General features: G+C 73.5%; 1 protein-coding gene (running past one end of the window). It reads right to left on the bottom strand.

The annotated features are described in order from the left end of the window. Positions 1-23,823, bottom strand: partial view of a non-ribosomal peptide synthase/polyketide synthase gene (locus AC07A4_RS17745; protein WP_478599211.1) — the 5' portion only. It extends 3,795 nt beyond the left edge of the window; the window shows 23,823 of its 27,618 coding nt (coding positions 1-23,823); the start codon lies at positions 23,821-23,823; the stop codon falls past the left edge of the window.

The following is a 23,823-nucleotide window of genomic DNA, read 5'->3' as shown; positions in this document are numbered from 1 at the left end:
CCACAGCGCGTAGTCGGCGTACTGGACGGGGAGTTCCGCCCAGTCCGGGGTCCGGTCGGCGAGGCGGGCGGTGTAGGCGGTGGCCAGGTCGCGGGCGAGTGGCGCCAGCGACTGGCCGTCTCCGGCGATGTGGTGCAGGACCAGGCACAGGACGTGATCCGTGTCGTCGCGGCGCAGGAGGCGCGCCCGCAGCGGTAGGTCCGCGGCGAGGTCGAAGGGCTGCCGGGCCATCTCCTCGACCGCCTTCGCGGTGTTCTCGGCCTCGACCGTCACCACGGGCACGTCCAGTCGGGCCGCGTCGGCGGGCAGGACCACCTGGTGCGGGGTGCCGTCGTCGTCCTGCGCGATCAGTGTGCGCAGGCTTTCGTGCCGGGCCACCACGTCCCGTAGCGCCACAGTGAGCGCGGCGGTGTGCACGTCGCCGGTCAGGCGCAGGGCCAGGGGGACGTTGTAGGTGGCCGAGGGGCCTTCGAAATGGTCGATGAACCACAGGCGGCGCTGTGCGTAGGACAGCGGCACCCTGTCGGGGCGGTCGGGCTGGTGGCGCAGTGGGGGGCGGATGTCCCCGCTGGCGGCGAGTCGCGCGGCGAGGCCGGTGACGGTGGGGGTGTCGAAGACCGCGCGGATCGGCAGTTCCACGCCGAGCTGTGTGCGGATGCGTCCGGTGAGGCGGGTGGCGAGCAAGGAGTGTCCGCCGAGGGTGAAGAAGTTGTCGTCGACGCCGACCCTCTCCACGCCAAGGACCTGCGTGAACAGGTCCGCCAGGGCCTTCTCCCGGGAGGTGCGGGGCGCCCGGTAGGCGGCGTGGTCGGCCTCTGGCTCCGGCTCTGGCAGGGCCCGGTGGTCCAGTTTGCCGCTGAGCGTCAGCGGCAGCCGGTCCAGGACCGTGAAGGCCGAGGGCACCATGTACTCGGGCAGCCGGGTGGCGGCGTGGGCGCGCAGGGCAGTGACGTCGAGGGTGCCGTCCGGGACCACATACGCGAGCAGCCGCGTGCCGGTGGCGCTGTCCGTGTCGTGGGCGATGACGGCCGCCTGCCGGACGTCGGGGTGCGTGGTGAGGGCGGCCTCGATCTCACCGGGTTCGACGCGGAAGCCGCGGACCTTGACTTGGGTGTCGGTGCGGCCCGCGTACTCCAGGTGTCCCTCGTCCGTCCAGCGGGCGAGGTCGCCGGTGCGGTACATGCGCGCCCCCGGCGGACCGTAGGGGTCGGCGACGAAGCGCTCGGCGGTGAGGCTTGGGCGCTGGTGGTAGCCGCGTGCGATGTGTCCGGCGACGTACAGCTCGCCCACCGTGCCCACGGGTGCCGGGGTGAGGCCGGGGCCGAGGACGTAGGCGCGCATGTTCGGCAGCGGGATACCAATGGGAGTGCTGCTGGTGCCGGTGTCGTCGGTGGTGTGGGTTGTGGCGTAGAAGGATTCGGTCTGGCCGTAGGCGTTGACGATGCGGACGCCGGGGAAGGCCGTGCGGGCGCGCCGCACCAGCGAGGCGGGCAGCGCCTCGCCCGCGAACACCAATGTCTCCACCGACGTCGTCCCCGTGATCTGGTCGAGGAGTTCGGTGAAGGCGGAGGGGACGGTGCTGATGTGGGTGCCGGTCCAGGTGTCGCGTTCGGCCAGCTCCAGGACGTCCTGAGCCAGGTCGAGCGTGCCGCCGTGGCACAGGGTGGTGAAGGTCTCGAACACGGAGACGTCGAAATTGACGGAGGTCGCCGCCAGCACCCGCGAGCCCGCGGTGATGCCGGTGCGGTCGGCGAGCTGGCGGATGCCGTTGACGAGAGTGGTGTGGTCCAGGAGGACGCCCTTGGGGGTGCCGGTGGAGCCCGAGGTGTACATCACGTACGCCAGGGATCGAGCGCCCGGCCTCCTGACGGCGAGGTCGTCGTCCGGCCGCACCGGGAGGACGCGCTGGTCGGCCAAGTCGAGCTGGTCGAGCCGGAGGACCGGCGCCGTCGCCGGTAGCGCCGCCGCCGTGGTCGCGTCGGCCAGGATCAGCTCGGGGGCCGCGTCCCGGAGGATGAGGCCGAGGCGCTCGCTGGGGTACTTGGGGTCGAGGGGCAGATAGGCGGCGCCCGCCTTGAGGACCGCGAGGAGCGCCACGATCAGTTCGGGGGTGCGGGGCAGGGCGATCGCGATCACGGTCTCCGGGCCCGCTCCTCGGTCGAGCAGTGCGCGGGCCAGCAGGTTGGCGCGGGTGTTGATCTCCGTGTACGTCGCTGACACACCGTCGTGCAGCACGGCCACCTCGTCGGGTGTGGTGGCCGCCTGCCGCTCGAACAGGTCGGCCACCGTCGTCTCCGGCAGCGCGGCGATGGCCTGTGCGCCGCTGAAGGTGCCCAGCAGCAGGGCGCGTTCATCGGGTCCCAGGACGTCGATGGAGCCGACCGGCTGCTGGGGGTCGGCCGCGATCTGGCGCAGCACCCGCAGGAATCGGTCCGCGACCGTGTGCGCGGCGGACGGCTCGAACAAGGCGTGCTGGTAGTGCAGGAGCAGCCGCGGGTGCGGGCTCGCGTCCGCCATGACGGTCAGCGGGTAGTGCGTACCCATGTCCGGGCGGACGTCCGTGACCTGGATGCCCGCGGCGGTACGGGCTTGTGCGAGCCCTTCGTGGTCCACGGGGTAGGACTCGAAGACGACCAGGGTGTCGAAGAGCGTGGGCAGGCCCAGTGTCTGGTGCAGCTCGGTCAGGCCTTGGTGATGGTGGTCAAGGAGCGCGGCTTGCCGCCTCTGCAGCGTGGTCAGCACCTGCGCCAGCGAGGCGCCGGGGGTGTGGTGGACGCGTACGGGAACGGTGTTGATGAACAGGCCGAGCATGTCCTCGGCACCCGGCAGCTGCGGCGGGCGCCCGGAGACGGTGGCGCCGAACACCACGTCCTGACGGCCCGTCAACCCCCCGATGAGGATGCCCCACGCGCCCTGCACCAGGGTGTTCACGGTGATGCCCAGCTCGGCGGCCCGCCGGGACAGCTCCTGGGCCTCCTGCGGGGACAGGCCGACCTCGATCTCTCCGATGCCCGTGCGGGCGGTGTCGCGCTGGCCGCCGGGGCGGGAGGCGGCGGCGGGCAGGAGCAGCGTCGGTTCGCTCACCCCGTCCAGCTCCGCCGCCCAGGCGCGGGCGGTGGCCCGCGGGTCCCGCTGGCCGAGCCAGCGCAGGAAGTCGCGGAACGGCCGCGGGCGGGGCAGCCGCGCGGGCTCGCCCCCGGCGGCGTACAGGACGAGCAGTTCCCGGATCACCAGCGGCAGCGACCAGCCGTCGAGCAGCACATGGTGCGCGGTAAGGACCAGCTCCGCCTGCCGCTCGCCGGTGCGCAGCAAGGTCATCCGCAACAGCGGCGGCACGGCCGGGTCGAAGGCGGTGGCGTGGTCGTCGGCGAGGAAACGGGTGACGGCCTCGTCGCGCTCCGGTCCTGTCAGGGCCCTGAAGTCGACTTCCCGCCAGGGCAGGCCGGTGCCCGCGGGGGTGATGAGCTGGACGCGGTGGCCCGCGCTGTCGGTGGTGAAGGCGGCGCGCAGGTTCGCGTGCCGGTCGAGCAGGGCCTGCCCGGCCGCGCGCATCCGCTCACCGTCCACGCGTCCGGAGACGCGGAAGGTCAGCTGCATCTGGTACGGGTCCCAGGCGCCGGCGCCGAGTTCGGTGTGGAACAGCAGGCCCGCCTGCAAGGGGGTCAGCGGCCAGACGTCCACCAGACCTCGATGGCGGCGCTCCCACCCGTCGATGTCCGCCTGTGTGGCCGCGACCAGCGGCAGGTCCGAGGGGGTGAGTCCACCGGCGTCCGGGGCGTGCGCATGCCGGGCCAGCGCTTCCAGCGCCTCTTGCCACAGTCCGGCGAGCTCTCCGGCCTCTGTGTGGTCGAGGACGCCGGGCGGGAAGGCGAAGTCGGCTTCCAGGCAGGCTCCCGCGCCGCTGTCGAACACGGCCGCGTTGACGTCCAGGGCCGACAGGGCCGGGACGTCCAGGGTGCGTGGCGCGGTCAGCTGGCCGACCGGGGCGAAGCCCAGGTCCCGCAGCTCCTCGGGCATGTCCGCACCGGAGAAGTGCCCCAGGTAGTTGAAGCTGATCTGCCCGGTGCGGTACTGGTCGAGCTCCGTGGCGGTGGTGGGGTTGAGGTGGCGCAGCAGGCCGTAGCCCAGGCCCTTGTCGGGCAGGGCCCGCAGCCGCTCCTTGACGTCCTTGAGGAGCGCGCCCGCCGCCGCGCCGCCCGCGAACGCCTCGTCCAGGTCGTGTCCGGCGACGTCGAGGCGGACGGGGAAGACGGTCGTGAACCAGCCCAGGGCGCGCGACAGGTCAGCGCCCGCCAGCGCGCCCTCCTCACGCCCGTGGCCCTCCAGGTTGACCAGCGTCGAGGACGCCTCCACCCCACGGCCTCGGCGCCAGCGGGCGACCGCCATCGCCAGGCCCGTGAGCAGCCCGTCGTTCACTCCGCCGCCGTACGCGGCCGGGAGCCTGCCCAGCAAGGTCTCGGTCGTCGCCGCGCTCAGGCTCACGCGTACGTGCGCCAGCGCGGAACGGGTATCCACCCGCGGGTCGAGGTCGCGGGCGCCAAGGAGCGGATCGGGTCCTTCCAGGACAGAGCGCCACAGCGGGAGTTCGGCCAGCCTTCCGGCGGAGTGTGCCTCGCGCGTGAGCGCCCGCGCCCAGCGGGCCGGTGACGTGCCGGATGCGGGCAGCCGTACGGTGCGGCCGTCGCGGACCTGTGCCCAGGCGGCGGCCAGGTCCGGCAGCAGGACGCGCCAGGACACTCCGTCCACCACGAGGTGGTGCAGGACGATCAGGAGCCGCCCCCCGGCATCCGGCGCCCCAGCCCCCGCGGCAGGCGCCGGGTCGAACCACACGAACTGCGCCATCACCCCGCCGCGCGGATCGAGACGGTCGGCCGCCGACTCCAGCTCCGCCGCGACCCGCTCCTCCCACGCGGCGTCGGCTGCGGGAACCTCCCAGCCGATGTGCCGCACCAGCGCGGACACATCCAGCGCGGCCGGGTCCTCGATACGCAGGACCAGCCGGTGGTCGTCATCGTTACGGACGGTGTCTGCGGTGTCTGCGGTGTCTGCGGTGTCGGCGGTGTCGGCGGTGTCGGCGGTCAGCCGTGCGCGCAGCAGCGGATGGTGCGCGCACACCGCGGCGAGCGTCGCGTGCAGCCCCGCCTCATCCATGCCCTCGGGCAGCTCCACGGCCATCGCCATCGCGAACCGCTCCCACCGGCCGCCCGCCTCAAGGACCTGCCGCGCGACCGGCAGCAACGGCACGACCGCATCGTCCCCGGCGTCCTCGTCCAGCCCATCAAGCCCGTCCAGCCCATCCGGCCCAGCCAGCCCGTCGAGGTCACGGCCAGCCGCGGCTTCAGCGAGCGCCCCCACCGTCCGGCACTCGAACAGCTGCTTCGCCGTGATGTCGACATCCCTGGCCTGTGCCCGCGCGACCACCTGAAGCGAACGGATGCTGTCCCCGCCCAGCGCGAAGAAGTCATCGTCAAGACCCACCCGCTCCACACCGAGGACCTCGGCGAACACCGCGGCCAGCGCCGCCTCCCGCCCGGTGCCCGGCGCCCGGTAGGCCGTGCCGTCGGTGGCCTCGGGCTCCGGCAGCGCCCCGCGGTCCACCTTCCCGTTCGGAGCCAGCGGCAGCCGGTCGAGGGGCACGAACGCCGACGGCACCATGAAGTGCGGAAGCCGCCGCGAGAGGGCGGCCCGCAGTTCCTGGGCGTCGATCCCGGACGTCACGTCCGCGGAGTCCTCCCGCACGGCCTCGCCGCCGGGCACCACATAGGCGACGAGCCGCCTGCTTCCCGCGCTGTCACGGGCGACGACCACCGCCTCGGCGACCGTGGGATGCGCGGTCAGGGCCGCCTCGACCTCGCCGGGTTCGACGCGGAAGCCACGGATCTTGACCTGGGTGTCCGCGCGGTTCTGGAAGACCAGGCGGCCGTCCGGTGTCCACGCCACCACGTCGCCGGTGCGGTACATGCGCTCGCCGAGCGCGCCGAAGGGGCAGGCCACGAAGCGCTCGGCGGTCAGGCCGAAACGGCCCAGATAGCCGCGGGCCAGGCCCGTCCCGGCCAGGTAGAGCTCCCCGGGCACCCCCGGCGGCACCGGCCGCAGCGCCCCGTCCAGAACGTAGGCACGCGTGTCGTCCATGGGGCGCCCGATCGGAATCGCCTCGGCCCGCGCGCCCTCCCGGGTGACCGGCTCGCAGGTCGCGGCCATGGTGATCTCCGTGGGCCCGTAGGCGTTGACCAGCCGCACGTCCGGGCAGGCCCGCAGGGTCTCCCGTACCGCTGTCGGAGACATCACGTCGCCGCCGGTCCAGACCTCCTTCAAGCCCCTGAAGGCCTCCGGCCGGATCTCGGCGATCACCTTGAACAGACCGGACGCCAAGAGCGTTCCGGTGACCCGCTGCTCGTCGACGACCCGCGCCAGGGTGTCAGCGTCCAGGCGTCCCGGTGGGGCGAGGACGATCGCGCCACCGCGCAGCAGCGGAATCCACAGCTCGTAGGTAGAGGCGTCGAAGGCCTGCGCCGAGTGCATCAGCACCCGCTCGCTGCCCTCACCGGCGAAGCGCTCGTCCAGTGCCAGACTCGCGACGCCCCGCTGTGTGACACCGACGCCCTTGGGCTTGCCGGTGGAGCCGGAGGTGTACATCACGTACGCCAGCTGGTCGGGGCGTGCCGCGCTGGCCAGCGGCTCGGACGGCTCCCGGGCCAGCGCGGCCTCGGTGTCCGGCTCGTCCAGGCGGAGGCGGGGGCAGGTGCCCTCCGGCAGTTCCGCGGCGGTGCGGGCGTTGGTGACGACCAGGGCGGGTGCGGCGTCGTGGAGCATGTACGCCAGGCGCTCGGCGGGGTAGTCCGGGTCCAGCGGCAGGTAGCAGCCGCCCGCCTTGAGGATGGCGAGTACGGTCACGACCTGGTCCGCCGAGCGGGGCAGCGCCAGACCCACCACCGTGTCCTGGCCCACGCCGTGTGCGGTCAGGACCCGTGCGAGCCGGTTCGCGCGGGCGTCCAGTTCCGCGTACGAGAGTCGCTCGTCGCCGCACTCCAGGGCGATCGCGTCCGGCGTCGCCGTCACCTGGCGGGCGAACAGGTCCGCGACGGTCACCTCGGGAGTGTGGGCTGCGGTGTCGTTGAAGCCGTACAGCACGAGCTCCCGCTCGTCCGTGGTGAGCAGGTCCACCGCCCCGATCCGTCGGCGCGGTTCGGCGGTGATCTGCTGGAGCAGACGGACGTACCGGTCCGCCAGCTCACGGGCCGTGCTGGCGTCGAAGAGGTCGGTGGCGTACTCCACCCAGCCGACCACGCTCTCCCGCTCGGGCAGGTCGACCAGGTTGAAGGTCAGGTCGAACTTCGCCGACTCGTTGCGCGCGTGCTCCAGGCCCACACGCAGTCCGGGCAGGTCGAAACCGTCGAAGTCGAGGTTCTGCCAGGCGAACATCACCTGGAACAGCGGCGAGTAGGCCGTGGAGCGCTCGGGGTTGAGTACCTCCACGAGCCGTTCGAAGGGCACGTCCTGACGGTCGTACGCGGCCAGGGACTTGGCCCGCACCTGATCCACGACGTCCACGAAGGCCGGATCGCCCTCCAGCCGGGCCCGCAGCACCCAGGTATTGACGAAGAAACCGACCAGATCCGTCAAACCCTCATCCGTGCGGCCCGCGATCGGCGCGCCGATCGCGATGTCCTCACCCCCGCCAAGGCCATGCAGCAAGACGGCGAGCGCGGCCTGCAGCACCATCGACGTGGTCGCCCCACGCTCACGGGCCAGGCCACCGACCGCGGCCATCAGCCGAGCGTCAAGGGCGAACTCCACAGAATCACCACGGTGACTGGCCTCCGCCGGACGCGGCCGGTCAGTCGGCAGCCGCAACGGCTGCACAAGACCCGCCAACTCCTCACGCCAGTAAGCGATCTGAGCGGACACAAGACTGTCGGGATCACCGTCATCACCGAGCAGATCACGCTGCCACAGCGAGTAGTCGGCGTACTGAACCGGCAGCTCCCTCCACTGAGGCGCCTCACCCGCCAGACGCGCGGTATAGGCCGTGGCCAAGTCACGTGCCATCGGCGCCATCGACCAGCCGTCGGCCGCGATGTGGTGCACCACCAGCGTGAGCACGCTCCGGCCGGGCCCTGTCACGAACAGCCAAGCCCGCACGGGGATCTCGGCGGACAGGTCGAAGACGTGCCGCGCGGCTGCCTGGACCGCGGCGGCCAGCTCCTCCTCCCCCACCTCCCGCACCGGCAGCTCGACATCAGCCTCGCCCGAGGCCACGACCTCCTGATACGGCCTTCCCCCGACCGTGCCCACGACGGTCCGCAGACTCTCGTGCCGGGCCACCACGTCGTTCAGCGCGCACCGCAGCGCCGGGACATCCAGCTCGCCCTCCAGATTCAGCACGAACGGCATGTTGTACGTCGCCGAAGGGCCCTCGAGGCAGTGCAGGAACCACAAGCGCTGCTGCGCGAACGACAACGGAAGCCGCTCAGGACGCGGCACAGCGGGTGCCAGCGCCGCCCGCACACTCGACCCGTCGTCCAGGCTCGCCGCGAGACCGGCCACGGTCGGATGCGCGAACACGGTGCGCAGCCCCACCTCCACACCCAACGCCGCACGGATGCGACTGACCAGCCTCGTGGCCAGCAGCGAATGACCCCCCAGATGGAAGAAGTCGTCATCGATGGTGACGGGCGCGGGCAGGGCGAGGATCTCGGCGAACAGGGCGCAGAGGATGTCCTCGCGCGGTGTGCGCGGAACGCGGCCCGTACCGGAGGAGCGGTGGCCCGGTCCGGGCAGCGCACGGAAGTTGATCTTCCCGTTCGGGGTGAGCGGGACCTCGGTGATCGGGATCAGCGCGGACGGCACGAGATGGTCCGGCAGCCGTTCCTTGAGGCTCTGGTGCACCTCGGTGAGCACGCTCGTGGTCGCCGCCGCGCTGGCGGGCGCGTTGGTGAACGACGAGGGCCGCGTGGCGCAGTCGTACGTGCCGACGAGCACCCCGCCGCCGTCGGCCGCGGGCAGGAGCACGGCGTCGAACGCGTCCAGGGCGTGGGCGTTCCACGTGGTGCGCGCCGCGTAGCCGTGCGCCGCGGCCCACCGGTGGACGCTCTCGGGGTCGACTGCGGCGGAGTCGGGGTGCGCGAAGAGGTGCCGGATGTGCTCCAGCGGGGTGTTGCTGGTGGCGGCGCGGTGGGCGGCCGCCTCACGGGTCAGGCGCGCGTTGGGGATGCCGGTGACGCGCAGCGGTCCGGACGTGTCCGTGGTGAGGCGGGTCAGGACGACGTCGGTGGCTTCCGGGGCGTCCTGGCCGGGCCAGCGGCGGGTCGGCACGGCGGTCAGGTCGAGGGGGTCGGGGGCGGTGTGCAGGACGGCCTCGTAGCGGTGCCGGGTGAGCTCGTTGTGGTGTGCGCCGCGCTTGAGGCGGACGTCGACGCCGGTGACCGCCGGGTGGCGCCGGACGTAGTCGGTGAAGTAGGCCGGATGGACGAGGAGTTCCTCCTCGGTGAGCACCGCGCGCTGCACGGTGTCGTACAGCGCCGCCGTCGTCGCGGTCGTGCCCCGCCGGGCGGCCGCGGCGGTGTGCAGCGCCGGGAGCAGCCCGTGGTGGCGGACGTCGCCGACGATGACGCGGCCGCCGGGAGCCAGGAGGGCGAGGGCCTGGTCGAGCACGTCGGTCAGATAGCGGTGCGTGGGGAAGTACTGGATGACCGAGTTGAGGACGATCGTGTCGAAGTGGCCGGTGGGCAGTGAGGTGAAGTCGTGTGCGGGCTTGTGGCGCACGTGGACGTGGTCCCAGTGCCGGGTCTGCTCGGTGAGGCGGTCGACGGCGGCGGCGGACAGGTCGGTGGCCCAGTACGAGGCCACCGTCGGCGCCAGCGGCCCCAGGAGCAGGCCCGAACCGGCGCCGATCTCCAGGATGTCGCGGGGCTCGTGCGCGCGGATGAGGGCGACCGTGGCGTCGCGCCACTCCTCCATCTCCGCTGCCGGGATGGGCTGCCCGGTGTACGTGCTGTTCCAGCCGTGGAAGTCGGTGCCCAGCGGCAGGTCGGGCGCTTGGGCGTACATCGAGTCGTAGATGGTCCGCCACTCGGCGACGTGGGCGTGTGGCGTGGTGTCGTCGGTGGCGGGCACCACGTGGGCGATCAGCTGGCGATCGCCGCTGGGTGTGCCGGTGCCCGCGCCGGTGTCGTGGGGGGTGACGATGGCCCGGGCGACGGCCGGGTGGGCGGTGAGCGCGGCCTCGATCTCCCCGGGTTCGACGCGGAAGCCCCGGATCTTGATCTGCTCGTCGGTGCGGCCCAGGTACTCCAGCTGCCCGTCGGCCGCCCACCGCACCAGGTCGCCGGTGCGGTACGCGCGGTCCCCGGGCCCGCCGCAGGGGTCGGCGACGAAGCGCTCCGCGGTCAGGCCGGGGCGGCCCAGATAGCCGCGGGCCACGCCCGGACCCGCTACGTACAGTTCACCGGGCACCCCGGGCGGGGCCAGGCCGAGCCGCTCGTCGAGCACGTACAGGCGGGCGTTGACGGCCGGGACGCCGATCGGCACCCGGGGTCCCCCGGTGGGGTGGGCCATCGAGGCGGCGCAGGTGATCTCCGTGGGCCCGTAGCCGTTGACGAGGCCGCGGCCCGGCGCCCACCGGGCGACCAGGTCGGGCGGGCAGGCCTCACCGGCCAGCATGAGGACCCGTAGCTCCGTCAGGGACTCGGGGGCGTCGGCGGGGAGCGTGCCGACGACGCTGGGCGGCAGTGTGGCGTGGCTGATCCGCGACTCGGCCAGGACGCGGGCCAGTTCGTCGCCCGCGAGCCGCGGCTGCGTCGGCAGCACCAGGGCGGCGCCGGTGGTGAGGCTCGTGATCAGGTCCCACACCGACACGTCGAAGCTGGTCGACGCGGCCTGCAGGACCCGCGCGCCAGGGCCGGGCCGCAGGTCCCGCAGCTGCGTGGCGCGCAGCGACGCGAGCCCGCGGTGCGTGAGGACGACCCCCTTGGGGAGGCCGGTCGAGCCCGAGGTGTAGATGACGTACGACGGGTGGTCCTGGGACAGCGGAGCGGTGCGGTCGGCGTCCGTGGGGTTGGCGGCCAACGCGCGCCGCCACTCCTGCCGTGTCCGCGGCGTGTCCACGGCGACCGGGCGGGCGGGCGCGTCGTCGGGCCACCGCTCGGCCAGGGCGCGGGTGACCAGGACGAGCGTCGGGGACGCGTCGCGCGTGAGATGGGCGATGCGCTCGGCCGGGTGGTCGGGGTCGATCGGCAGATAGGCGCCGCCCGCCTTGACCACGCCCAGGACGGCGGCTATCTGCTCGCACGAGCGCGGCAGCGCCACGCCCACGGTCCGCTCGGGGCCGATGCCGCGCGCGATGAGCCAGTGCGCGACGCGGTTGGCCCGCTCGTTCAACTCCCCGTACGTCCAAGCCTGGTGGCCGTCGTCGACCGCGGGGGCGTGCGGGGTCGCCCGTACGGCGGCCTCGAACAGCTGCGGCCAGGTGGCCCGCGCGATCTCCGCGTCGGTCTGCCCGTGTTGTGTCAGGAGGCGTTCGCGCTCCTGTCCGGTGAGCAGGTCCACGTCGCCGATGCGCAGTGACGGATCGGCGACCACCGCGCGCAGCAGCAGCTCCCAGCGGGCGACGAACGCCTCGACGGTGCCACGGTCGTACAGCTCGGTGGAGTACTCGATGTGGAGGGCCACACCGGCCGGTGTGGTGCCCTTGGCGAACGTCTCGGAGAGGCTCAGCAGAACGTCGTAGCGGGACGTGCCCGTGCTGGTCGTCCCGGCGCGCACCCGCAGCCCGGGCAGCTCGAAGCGGGCCTCGTCGTTGTTCTGGAGCACCAGGGCGATCTGGAAGAGCGGGTGGTGCGAGGTGGAGCGCCGCGGGTTGAGCTTCTCGACCAGGCTCTCAAAGGGGATGTCCTGATGGGAGTAGGCGGCCAGGCTCGTCTCCCGTACCCGGGCGAGCAGCTCGTCGAACGCCGGGTCGCCCGAGGTGTCCGTGCGGAGCACGAGCGTGTTGACGAACAGGCCGACGACGTCCTTCAGGCTCTCGTCGGTGCGCCCGGCGATCCCGCTGCCGACGGGCACGTCCGTCCCGGCGCCGAGCCGGGTCAGCAGCGCGGCCATCGCGGCTTGCAGCACCATGAACGGGGTGGCGCCCGCGGCGCGGGCCAGGTCGATGACGCCCTGGTGGAGCCCGGCGTCCAGGGTGTGCCGCAGCAGGTCGCCGGTGTAGGTGAGCACGGCGGGCCGCGGGCGGTCAGCCGGGACGGTCACGAGCTCGGGCAGGCCCGCCAAGTGCTCGGACCAGTAGGCGTGCTGCTCGCTGAAGAGGCTCTCGGGGTCGGTGTCGTCACCGAGCAGGTCACGCTGCCAGAGCGTGTAGTCGGCGTACTGGACCGGCAGTGGCGCCCACCCGGGCGCCTCACCGGCGAGGCGCGCGGTATAGGCCGTGGCCAGGTCGCGCGCCATCGGCGCCAGCGACCAGCCGTCGGCCGCGATATGGTGCACCACCAGCGTCAGCACGCACCGGCCGGGCCCGGCCACGAACAGCCAGGCCCGCACCGGGATCTCACCGGACAGGTCGAAGGAGTACCGCGCGGCAGCCGCGACCACGTCGGCCAGCCCTGCCTCACCCGCCTCACCCACCTCACCCACCTCCCGCACCGACAGCTCCACGCGGGCCTCGTGCGCCTCCACGACCTCCTGATACGGCCTGCCGTCGACCGTGCCCACCACGGTCCGCAGACTCTCGTGCCGGGTGACGACATCGTTCAGCGCGCGCCGCAGCGCGGCGATGTCCGGCTCGCCCTCCAGCTCCAGCACGAAGGGCATGTTGTACGTCGCCGAAGGGCCTTCCAGGCGGTGCAGGAACCACAGCCGCCGCTGCGCGAACGACAACGGAATCCGCTCGGGACGCGGCACAGCGGGCACCAGTGCCGCCCGCACACCGGACGTGCCGTCCAGGCGGGCCCCGAGAGCGGCCACGGTCGGATGCGCGAACACGGTGCGCAGTCCCACCTCCACACCGAACGTCGCCCGGATGCGGCTGACCAGCCTCGTAGCCAGCAGCGAATGACCGCCCAGGTGGAAGAAGTCGTCATCGACGCCGACGTCTTCGGTGCCGAGGACCGCGGCGAACACGCCCGCGAGGAGCTGTTCCTCGGGGGTGCGGGGAGCCCGGTAGGGAGCCGTCCTGACGAACTCGGGCTGCGGCAGTGCCTTGTGGTCGGCCTTTCCGTTCGGGGTCAGGGGCAGCCGGTCCAGCGTCATGAACACCGACGGCACCATGTACGCCGGCAGTCGTCCGGCCACGATCCGGCGCAGCTCTCCGTCGGGGACGCCCGCGGTGCCGCCGTTGTCGCTGGGGGCGGGCACCACGTAGGCGACCAGTTGATCGGTGCCGCGCACGTCCCGGGTGACGACGGCGGCCCGGGCCACACCCGGGTGGGCGGTGAGCGCCGCCTCGATCTCACCCGGCTCGATGCGGAAGCCGCGCACCTTGATCTGCGCGTCGTCGCGACCGGCGTAGACGAGGTGGCCCTGGGGGGTCCAACGGGCCAGGTCGCCGGTGCGGTACATGCGGGTGCCCGCGGGGCCGAACGGGTCGGGCAGGAAGCGCTCGGCGGTGCGGGACGCCTGCCGGTGGTAGCCGCGGGCGAGGGTGCCCGCGACATACAGTTCGCCCACGACGCCGACGGGCACGGGGGTGAGTCCGGAGCTGAGGAGGTAGGCGCGCATGTTGCCCAGCGGTGTGCCGAGGGGGGTACTCGCGTCGCCGGTCCGTTCCGTACCGGCGGTGAAGGCGGTGGCGTAGAAGGATTCGGTCTGGCCATAGGCGTTGATGACGCGTGCTCCGGGCAGGGCGTCGCGCACGGACCGTACGAGCGGGGCGGGGAGGGCTTCGCCAGCGAAGACGACGGCGTCGGCGTGGATCTTTCCGTGGAGCTGGTCCACCAGTTCGGCGAAGACCGAGGGCACGGTGCTGATCACACCGCCGCGCCAGCCGTCGCGTTCGCCGAGGACCAGCACGTCACGGACCAGTTCGACGGTCCCTCCGGCCGCGAGCGCGGTGACGATCTCGAAGACCGACACGTCGAAGTTCACCGAGGTGCCCGCCAGCATCCGCGTGCCCGCGTGGACGCCGACGGTCTCGGCGAGCCGCAGTACGCCGTTGACGACGTCGCGGTGCGTCACCGTGACGCCCTTCGGTGTGCCGGTGGAGCCGGAGGTGTACATCACGTACGCGGCGTTCAGTGGGCTTACCACGCCGAACTCGCGTTCCTGCGGCGGGGTGTTGAGGGTGGCCTGGTCCAGATCGTCGACGAGCAGGCGTGGCACGTCGGCATCCGGGAGCACATCGGCGGTGTCCGCGTCCGTGAGGATGAGCGCGGGGCGGGCGTCGGCCAGGATGAGGTCAAGGCGTGAGCTGGGGTACTTCGGGTCGATGGGCACGTACGCGCCGCCCGCGCGCCAGATCCCCAGCATCGCCACGACCAGGTCCGCCGAGCGGGGCAGCGCGAGCGCCACGAGGGTCTCCGGTCCCACGCCGCGGTCGGCGAGCTGGCCCGCGAGGTGTGCGGCGCGGGCGGCCAGCTCCGCGTACGACCACTGGTGGTCGCCGCAGACCACCGCCGTGGCCTCGGGCGTGGCCGCCGCCTGCCGCGCGAACAGTTCGGCGGCCGTCAGCTCCGGTAGCGGGGCGGCGGTGTCGTTGAAGCCGTACAGCACGAGCTCCCGCTCGTCCCGGTCGGCGAACTCCACGGCGCCGACGCGCTGGCGCGGGTCGGCGACGAGCTGTCCCACGAGCCGGGTGAACCGGTCGGCGAGCCGCTGGACGGTGTCGCGGTCGAACAGGTCCGTGGCGTACTCAAGGTGCCCGGCCACGCCGTCGCCGGGCTCGTGGACCAGGTCGAAGAACAGGTCGAACTTCGCCGTCCGGCTGTGCGGCCACTCCAGCTCCGCCTCCGCGCCGGGCAGCGTGAAGTCCTCGCGGCCGTTCTGCCAGGCGAACATCACCTGGAACAGCGGCGAGTAGACCGTGGAGCGCTCGGGGTTGAGTACCTCCACGAGCCGTTCGAAGGGCACGTCCTGACGGTCGTACGCGGCCAGGGACTTGGCCCGCACCTGATCCACGACGTCCACGAACGCCGGATCGCCCTCCAGCCGGGCCCGCAGCACCCAGGTATTGACGAAGAAACCGACCAGGTCCGTCAAACCCTCATCCGTGCGGCCCGCGATCGGCGCGCCGATCGTGATGTCCTCACCACCGCCAAGGCCATGCAGCAAGACGGCGAGCGCGGCCTGCAGCACCATCGACGTGGTCGCCCCACGCTCACGGGCCAGGCCACCGACCGCGGCCATCAGTCGCGCGTCAAGAGTGAACTCCACGGAATCACCGCGGTGACTGGCCTCCGCCGGACGCGGCCGGTCAGTCGGCAGCCGCAACGGCTGCACAAGACCCGCCAACTCCTCACGCCAGTAGGCGATCTGAGCGGACACAAGACTGTCGGGATCGCTGTCCTCACCGAGCAGATCACGCTGCCACAGCGTGTAGTCGGCGTACTGAACCGGCAGCTCCCTCCACTGGGGCGCCTCACCCGCCAGACGCGCGGTATAGGCCGTGGCCAAGTCACGTGCCATCGGCGCCAGTGAGGCTCCGTCGCAGGCGATGTGGTGCACCAGCCACACCAACACGTGCTCGCGCGCGCTCAGACGCAGCAGCACGGCTCTGACCGGTATCTCGGCGGCCAGGTCGAAGTGGTACGCGGCGACCTCGTCGACCGCCGAGGCGACGCCCCCGGACGCCACGTCCACGACCGGCACCTCCAGGCGCGTCTCCCGCACCGGGAGCACCCGCTGGACGGGCATGCCGTCCTCGTCGTCGGCGAACACGGTCCGCAGGCTCTCGTGGCGCGCCACCACATCCCGCAGGGCGTCGGCGAGCGCCGCCGCGTCCAGTTCGCCGCGCAGCCGCAGCGGGAACGGCGCGTTGTAGGTGGACGAGGGGCCTTCGAAGCGGTCGATGAACCACAGGCGGCGCTGCGCGAAGGACAGCGGCACCCGCTCGGGGCGCGGGGTGACGCGGGTGAGCGGCGGACGCACCCGGTCCCCCCGTCCCAGGTGGTCCGCGAGCTCCCCGGCGGTCGGGGAGCCGAAGACGACGCGGATGGGCAGCTCCACGCCGAGCACGGTGCGGACGCGGCTGACCAGACGCGTCGCGAGGAGGGAGTGCCCGCCCAGGTCGAAGAAGTCGTCGTCGACGCCGACCCGGTCAAGGCCCAGGACCTCGGCGAACAGGCCGCACAGCAGCTCCTCCTGCGGCGTGGTCGGGGCGCGGCCCGTGACCGCCGCCGCGAAGTCCGGGGCGGGCAGCGCCCCGCGGTCGAGCTTGCCGCTGGCGTTCAGGGGCACCTCGGCGATGGCCACCACGGAGGCGGGCACCAGCTGTTCGGGCAGCCGCTCGGCCACGTACGCGCGCAGCGAACCCACCAGGGCGCCGATCCGGCCCGCGGCCGCGGGATCGCTCGTCAGCGTCCCCTCGGCCCGGCCGGAGGCGACGTACCCGCCGGACACCAGCCGCCCGGCCACCTCGCGCCCGTCGGGGAAGACGACCGCGTCGAAGCACTCGAAGGCCGCGGCCGACCACGTCAGGAGGACGCCGTAGCCGTGCTCGGCCGCCCATTCGCGCAGGTCCTCCGGGTCGAGGGCGGTGCCCGTCGCGGCGGGCGCGTCGATCACGGACATCGCGGCGGCCGCCGCGACCTCCCCGCCGAGCCGGGCGTTGGGGATGCCCGTCACCCGCAGCGGGGCCTCGCCGTGGGCCCGGCAGTGCTCGCGCAGGGCCGTGAGGTCACGGACCTGGCGGCCCCACCGCAGGACCGGCGCCCGGTCGGCGGCCACCGGTGCGACGGGGCCCTTGTGGAGGGTGACCTCGTAGCGGTGGCGGGTCAGTTCGTTGTCCGCGCGGCCCGGCTTGAGGCGGATGTCCACCCCCGCCGCGCCGTGCCGTCGGCCCCAGTGCGTGAACCAGTCCGGGTCCAGGACCAGTTCCGGCTCCATCAAGAGCGAGCGGGCCACCGCCGCCCGTGCCACCGACGGTGCCGCGTCCGGGTCCTGCGCTCGCTGCACGCCGACGCGGAACAGCCGCAGGGTGCTCGCGTTGCGCACGTCACCGACCACGATGCGGCCGCCCGGCGCGAGCAGCTCGAAGGCCTGCGCGAGGACCCGGTCCAGGTAGGCGGCGTCGGGGAAGTACTGCACGACGGAGTTGAGCACCACGGTGTCGAAGTGCCCGCGCGGCAGCCCCGTGACATCGTCCGCCAGCTGGTGGCGCACGGTGACCTTGTGCGCGTACCCGGTCCGCGCGACCTGCTGTCTGATCTGCTCGACGGCCCGCGAGGACAGGTCCGTCGCCCAGTACTCCGTCACGTCCGCGAGGAGCTGCGACATCAGCAGACCGGAGCCGACCCCCAGCTCCAGGATCCGTCGCGGCCCCCAGCAGGCGATCTGCTCCACCGCCGTGGCACGCCACTGCCGCATCTCGGGCAGCGGCAGCGGCCGCCCCGTGTAGCTGGAGTCCCAGCCGATGAAGTCCTCGCCCCACGCCGTGCCCGTGGCCGAGGCGTGCCGGTCGTAGATCCGGTCGTAGATCTCCTCCCACCCGCCGACCTGCCAGGGGGCATCCGCGCCGTGGTCCGCGCGGTCCACGTCCGGCACCACATAGCCCACCAGGTGCCGCTCGCCCGTCTGGTCCTCGCCGACCGTCACCACCGCGTGCGCGACACCAGGGTGCCCGGCCAGTACGCTCTCGATCTCGCCCGGCTCGACCCGGAACCCGCGGATCTTGACCTGGGTGTCCGCCCGGGCCTGGAAGACCAGGCGGCCGTCCGGTGTCCACGCCACCACGTCGCCGGTGCGGTACATGCGCTCGCCGGGCGCGCCGAAGGGGCAGGCCACGAAGCGCTCGGCGGTCAGGCCGAAACGCCCGAGGTAGCCGCGGGCCAGGCCCGTCCCGGCCAGGTAGAGCTCCCCGGGCACCCCCGGCGGCACCGGCCGCAGCGCCGCATCCAGGACATAGGCGCGCGTGTTGTCCATGGGGCGCCCGATCGGAATCGCCTCGGCCGTCGCGCCCTCCGGCGTGATGGGCTCGCAGGCGGCGAAGGTGGTGGTCTCCGTCGGCCCGTAGCCGTTCACGACCAGGACGTCCGGGCAGCTCCGCAGCGTGGCGCGGACCGCCGCCGGGGACACCACGTCACCGCCGGTCCAGATCTCCTTCAGCCCGGCGAAGGTCTCCGGCCGCACCTCGGCGATCACCTTGAACAGGCCCGCGGTGACCCACATCGCCGTCACCCCGCGCTCCCGAATGACCCGGGCCAGCACGGTGGCGTCCAGACGGCCGGGCGGCGCGAGCACCAGCGTGCCGCCCCGCAGCAACGCGACCCACAGCTCATAGGTGGACGCGTCGAAGGCCTGCGCCGAGTGCAGCAGCACCCGCCGGTGCGCCTCGCCCGCGTAACGGCGGTCCAGGGCGAGATCGACCACGGCCTCGTGGGTGACGGCGACGCCCTTGGGCTTGCCGGTGGAGCCGGAGGTGTACATCACGTACGCCAGCTGGTCGGGGCGCGCCGCGCTGGCCATCGGCTCGGACGACTCCCGGGCCAGCGCGGCCTCGGTGTCCGGCTCGTCCAGGACCAGGTACGGGCAGGCGCCTTCCGGCAGGCTCGGCGCGCTCTCGGCGCTGGTGACCACCAGGGGCGGTGCGGCGTCGCGCAGCATGAACGCCAGGCGCTCCGCGGGGTAGTCGGGGTCGAGGGGCAGGTAGGCCCCGCCCGCTTTGAGGATCGCGAGGACGGCGGTGATCTGCTCGGCCGAGCGGGGCAGGGCGAGTCCCACCACCGAATCCCGGCCCACGCCCCGTGCGGCCAGGACCCGCGCGAGCCGGTTCGACCGCGCGTCCAGCTCCCGGTAGGTCAGCCCCGCGCTGAAGCCACCGCTGTCGCCGTCACCGACGATCGCTAGCCGGTCCGGGCCCGCCGTGACCTGCTCAGCGAAGAGGTCCGCCAGGGAGCGCCGCACGGCCGGTACCGCCGTGTCGTTGAAGTCGGCCAGGAGCCGCCCGCGTTCGGCGGGCGCGAGCACGTCGATGTGGCCGACCCTGGCGTCGGGGTCCTCGACGATCCGCGTCAGGACGCGGGCGAGGCGCGCCGCGTACGCGTCGGCGGTGGCCTGGTCGAAGGCGTGCCGCTGGAACTGGATGTTCAGGCGCGGGTGCGGGCCGTCGAGGTAGACGAACACGGCCAGCGGATAGTGGCTCGGGGTGAACATGCGGATGCCGGTGACGGAGATCCCCGCCGTGGCGCTCGCCTCGGCGATCGCCGCCCGGTCCAGCGGGAACGACTCGAAGCCGATGATGGTGTCGAACAGCGCCTTGTGGCCGGTCAGGTGGTGCAGATCGCTGAGCGCGTGGTGGTGGTGCTCCTGGAGCGCGCCCTGCCGGTCCTGCAGGCCGGTGAGGAGGTCGGCGAGGGTGTCCGAGGGCGCGCAGCGCACCCGTACGGGAAGGGTGTTGAGGAACATGCCGACGGCCGAGCCCACGCCGGGCAGCTCGGGCGGGCGCCCGGCGACACTCGCGCCGAACACCACGTCCTGACGGCCCGTCACCTGCGTGAGGAGCAGCGCCCAGGCGCCCTGGACCACGGTGTTGAGGGTCACGCCCAGCTGTACGGCCCGGCGCGTGAGGTCACGGGCCCGCTCCGCGGACAGGGGCACGTCGGCCAGGCCGATGCCGACACTGGGGCCTGACGCGGCGGCGGGGGCGAGCAGCGTCGGCTCCCGCAGTCCGCTCAGCTCCTGGCGCCAGGCGCGCGCGGAGGCGTCCGCGTCCTGGTGGGCCAGCCAGGCGAGGAAGTCGCCGAAGCCGCGGGCGCGCGGCGCACCGGGCGCCGCCTCGCCGCCGTAGCGGCGCAGCAGGTCGCCCACGAGGATCGGCACCGACCAGCCGTCGAACAGGACGTGGTGCGAGGACAGGACAAGATCGAAGCGCTCCGCGGCGAGGCGCACCAGGTGCAGGCGCAGCATCGGCGGCTGTGCCGGGTCGAAGTGCGCCTCCAAGTCGGCGGCGAGCAGGCTCTCGAAGGCTTCGTCCTGTGCCGCGCCCGCGAGGTGGCCGAGGTCGGTGTACGCGTACGGAAGCCGGGCGCCGTCGATGACGAGCTGGACCGTGCGGCCGTCGCCGTCCTGGACGAAGGCGGTGCGCAGCGCCGCGTGCTGGTCCAGGAGCGCTTGTCCGGCCGCCCGCATCCGCTCGGCGTCGACCGGTCCGTGCAGATGCAGCGTGTACTGCTCCTGGTAGCTGTCGAAGGAGCCGCCGTCGACGGCCTGGGCCGGGTCGTCCCGCGCGGTGCGCAACTGGCTGTGGAAGAGGAGGCCGGACTGGACGGGGGACGTCGGCCAGATCTCGGCGAGGCCGGGGTAGCGCTCCTGCCAGCCGTCGATGTCGGCCTGGGTGACCGCGACCAGCGGGACGTCGGAGGGGGTGAGGCCGCCCGCGTCGGCGCGGGTGACGTGCCGGGCCAGGGCGGTGAGGGCCTGGCGCCACAGGTCGGCGAGGTCGGCGACGGCCTCCGGGGCGAGCACGCCTTCGGGGGCGGCGAACCGGGCGCTCAGGCGCGGGCCTTGGGCGGTGTCGGTGACGACGGCGTTGATGTCGAGTTCGGCCAGGGCGGGCATGCGCGGGTCGTGGGCGGCGTCCAGGACGTCCAGGTCGGCCACGTCGTGGGCCCGGGTGAAGCCCAGGCCCCGCAGGTCGGCGGGCATGTCCGTGGCCGTGGAGAAGCGGCCGAGGTAGTTGAAGGAGACCTGCCCGTCGGGGTGGGGGGCCAGGGACAGCGCGGTGTCCGCGTTGAGATGGCGCAGCAGGCCGTAGCCGATGCCCTTGTCCGGGATGGCGCGCAGCTGTTCCTTGACCGCCTTCAGGGCGTGCCCGGCGGCCTCGCCGCCCGCGAAGGCGTCGGCCAGGTCGGTGTCCGCCAGGTCGAGGCGGACGGGGAAGGCGCTGGTGAACCAGCCCACAGTACGGGCCAGATCGGCGCCCGGCGCGGCGGCCTCCTCGCGGCCGTGGCCCTCCACGCGGATCAGGGCCGACGACTCCCGTGCGCCGTGTGCCCGCCGCCACCGGGCGAGGGCCAGGGCGAGGGCGGTGAGAAGCCCGTCGTTGACCTCGCCGTGGAAGGCGGCGGGCAGCTCGGCGAGGACGGTCTCGGTGACCTCCACGGGCAGTTCGACCCGCGTCTCGCGGACGGTGGCCCGCACGTCCACCGCCGGGTCCAGGCGCCGGGTGCCGAGCAGCGGGTCGGGGCCGTCCACGACGGACCGCCACAGGTCGAGCTCGGCCACCCGGCCGGGGTGCGACGCCTCCTCGACGAGGGCGTGGGCCCAGCGCCGCATCGACGTGCCCACGGCGGGCAGGCGCGGGGCGCGTCCGTCGCGGACCTCGCGCCAGGCGGCCGCGAGGTCCGGCAGCAGGACGCGCCAGGACACGCCGTCGACGATCAGGTGGTGCAGGACCAGCAGCAGCCGTCCGGCCTTCCTGGGTCCGGCGTCGAACCACACGAACTGGGCGACCGTGCCCGTGGCCGGGTGCAACCGGGCGGCCGCCTCGTCGAGTTCGGCGAGCACCAGCGTCCGCCACGCCTCGGCCCGCTCGGGCCGTCCGCCCCAGTCGCCGTCGCACGCGACGCGGCGCACCAGGGACGCCGCGTCCACGGTTCCAGGACCGGCGACGGCGAGGCCGCCGCCGCCCTCCTCGACGAGTCGGCAGCGCAGCAGGTCGTGCCGGTCGACGACGGCACCGAGCGTCCGGGCCAGGCCCGCCTCGTCGATGCCCAGGGGCAGATCGAGGACCGTCGCCTGCAGGAACCGGTCGAAGCCAGGACCCAGGTCCCTGAGCCAGCGCGCGACCGGCAACAGCGGCATCCAGCCCGTACCGCCGCCTTCCCGCTCCTGCAAGACCGGCGCCGCGTCGACGCGGGCGGCGGCCGCCTCCGCGAGCTCGGCCACCGTCCGGCGCTCGAAGACCTGCCGGGAGGTGATCTCCACCCCCTTGCTCCGCGCCCGCGACACCACCTGCAGCGACAGAATGCTGTCGCCGCCCAGGGCGAAGAAGTCATCGTCGACGCCGACCCGGTCCACCGCGAGCACCTCGGCGAACACCTCCGCGAGGACCCGCTCGGCTCCCGGCCCCGGCGCCCGGTAGGCGCTCCCCTCGCACACCGAATCGGACAGGGCCGCCTTGTCGACCTTGCCGTTCGGCGTCAGCGGCAGCTCGTCAAGGACCACGACCCGCACCGGAACCATGGACTCTGGCAGCCGCGCGGCCACGAACGCCCGCAGCTCCCCCGGCCCGATCCCGGCGTCCAGGGCCACGTGCCCGGTGCCCCGGCCCGTCTGCTCCCACGCGACGTCGGCGGGCACGACGTACCCGATGAGCCGCGTGCCCCGGCTGCCGTGCGTCGTGTGCCCGTCGCTTCCGTCGTACGTGGTGACGACGGCCTGCGCCACGAGGGGATGCGCCACGAGGGCCGCCTCCACCTCGCCGGTCTCGATGCGCAGGCCCCGGATCTTCACCTGGTCGTCAGAGCGGCCCAGGTACTCCAGCTGCCCGTCGTCGCCCTGGCGGACGACGTCCCCGGTGCGGTACATGAGCGTGCCCGCGGGGCCGAAGGGGTCGGCGACGAACCGGGACGCGGTGAGCCCGGGGCGCTTCAGATAGCCGCGGGCCAGGCTCGGGCCCGCCACGTACAACTCCCCGGCCGTGCCCGGCTCCACCTCGTGAAGCCGCTCGTCGAGTACGTGGACACGGCTCCCGGCGACCGGGGTGCCGATGGGGGCCCGACCGTTGGTCAGGGGTGCGCTGACGGTGGCGCAGACGGTGGTCTCGGTGGGGCCGTAGCCGTTGAGGAAACGGCGGCCGGGTGCCCACTGGGCGGGCAGGTGGGGCGGGCAGACCTCACCGCCGACGGTGAGGAACTTGAGGTCGGTGAGGGCCCGGGGGGCGTCGGCGGGGAGCGTGGTGAGGACGGCGGGCGGCAGCGAGGCGTGGGTGACGCGGCTGTCGGCGAGCAGGCGGGCGAGGTCGTCGCCGACGAGGCGCGCCTGCTCGGGCACGACGAGGGCAGCGCCGTTGGTAAGGGCCATGAGCGCGTTCCACACCGCGATGTCGAAGCTGGGCGAGCCGAGCTGCAGGACGCGTGCGCCGGGCCCGACGTCGACGCGCGCGTGCTGCGTCGCGCGCAGCCCGGCGAGTCCGCTGTGGGTGACGGCGACGCCCTTGGGCAGGCCGGTGGAGCCGGAGGTGTAGATGACGTACGCGGTGTTGGCGACCGTGGGGCGGGACCGGTCGGCGTCGGTCAGCGGGGAGGCGTCCGCGGCGGCGAGCTCCGCGGCGGGTCCCGCCGCGTCCAGGCTCAGGACGGGCGCCGCGAGCTCGGGCAGCCCCCCGGCCGTGGCCACGTCGGACAGCACGAGGCTGGCCAGCGAGTCCGCCGCCATGAAGGCGAGCCGCCGCGCGGGGTAGTCCGGGTCCAGGGGAAGGTAGGCCCCGCCCGCCTTGAGCACCGCGAGCGCCGAGGCCCAGAAACGTGGTGACTGCCGCAGCGCGACTCCGACGACCGACTCCCGGCCCACGCCCCGCGCGACGAGCAGCCGCGCCAGCCGGTTCGCCCGCGCGTCCAGCTCCCCGTACGTCAGTTGCTCCGTACCGAAGACCAGGGCCACCGCGTCCGGTGACGCGGCCGCCTGCCGGTCGAACAGCTCGGAGAACGTCGCTGCCCGCATTCCCGTGACCGACAC

The sequence above is a fragment of the Streptomyces sp. NPDC043996 genome, from assembly GCF_056435225.1.
The sequence above is the reverse complement of the archived record's forward strand: the minus strand, read 5'-3'. Positions and strand labels throughout refer to the sequence as shown.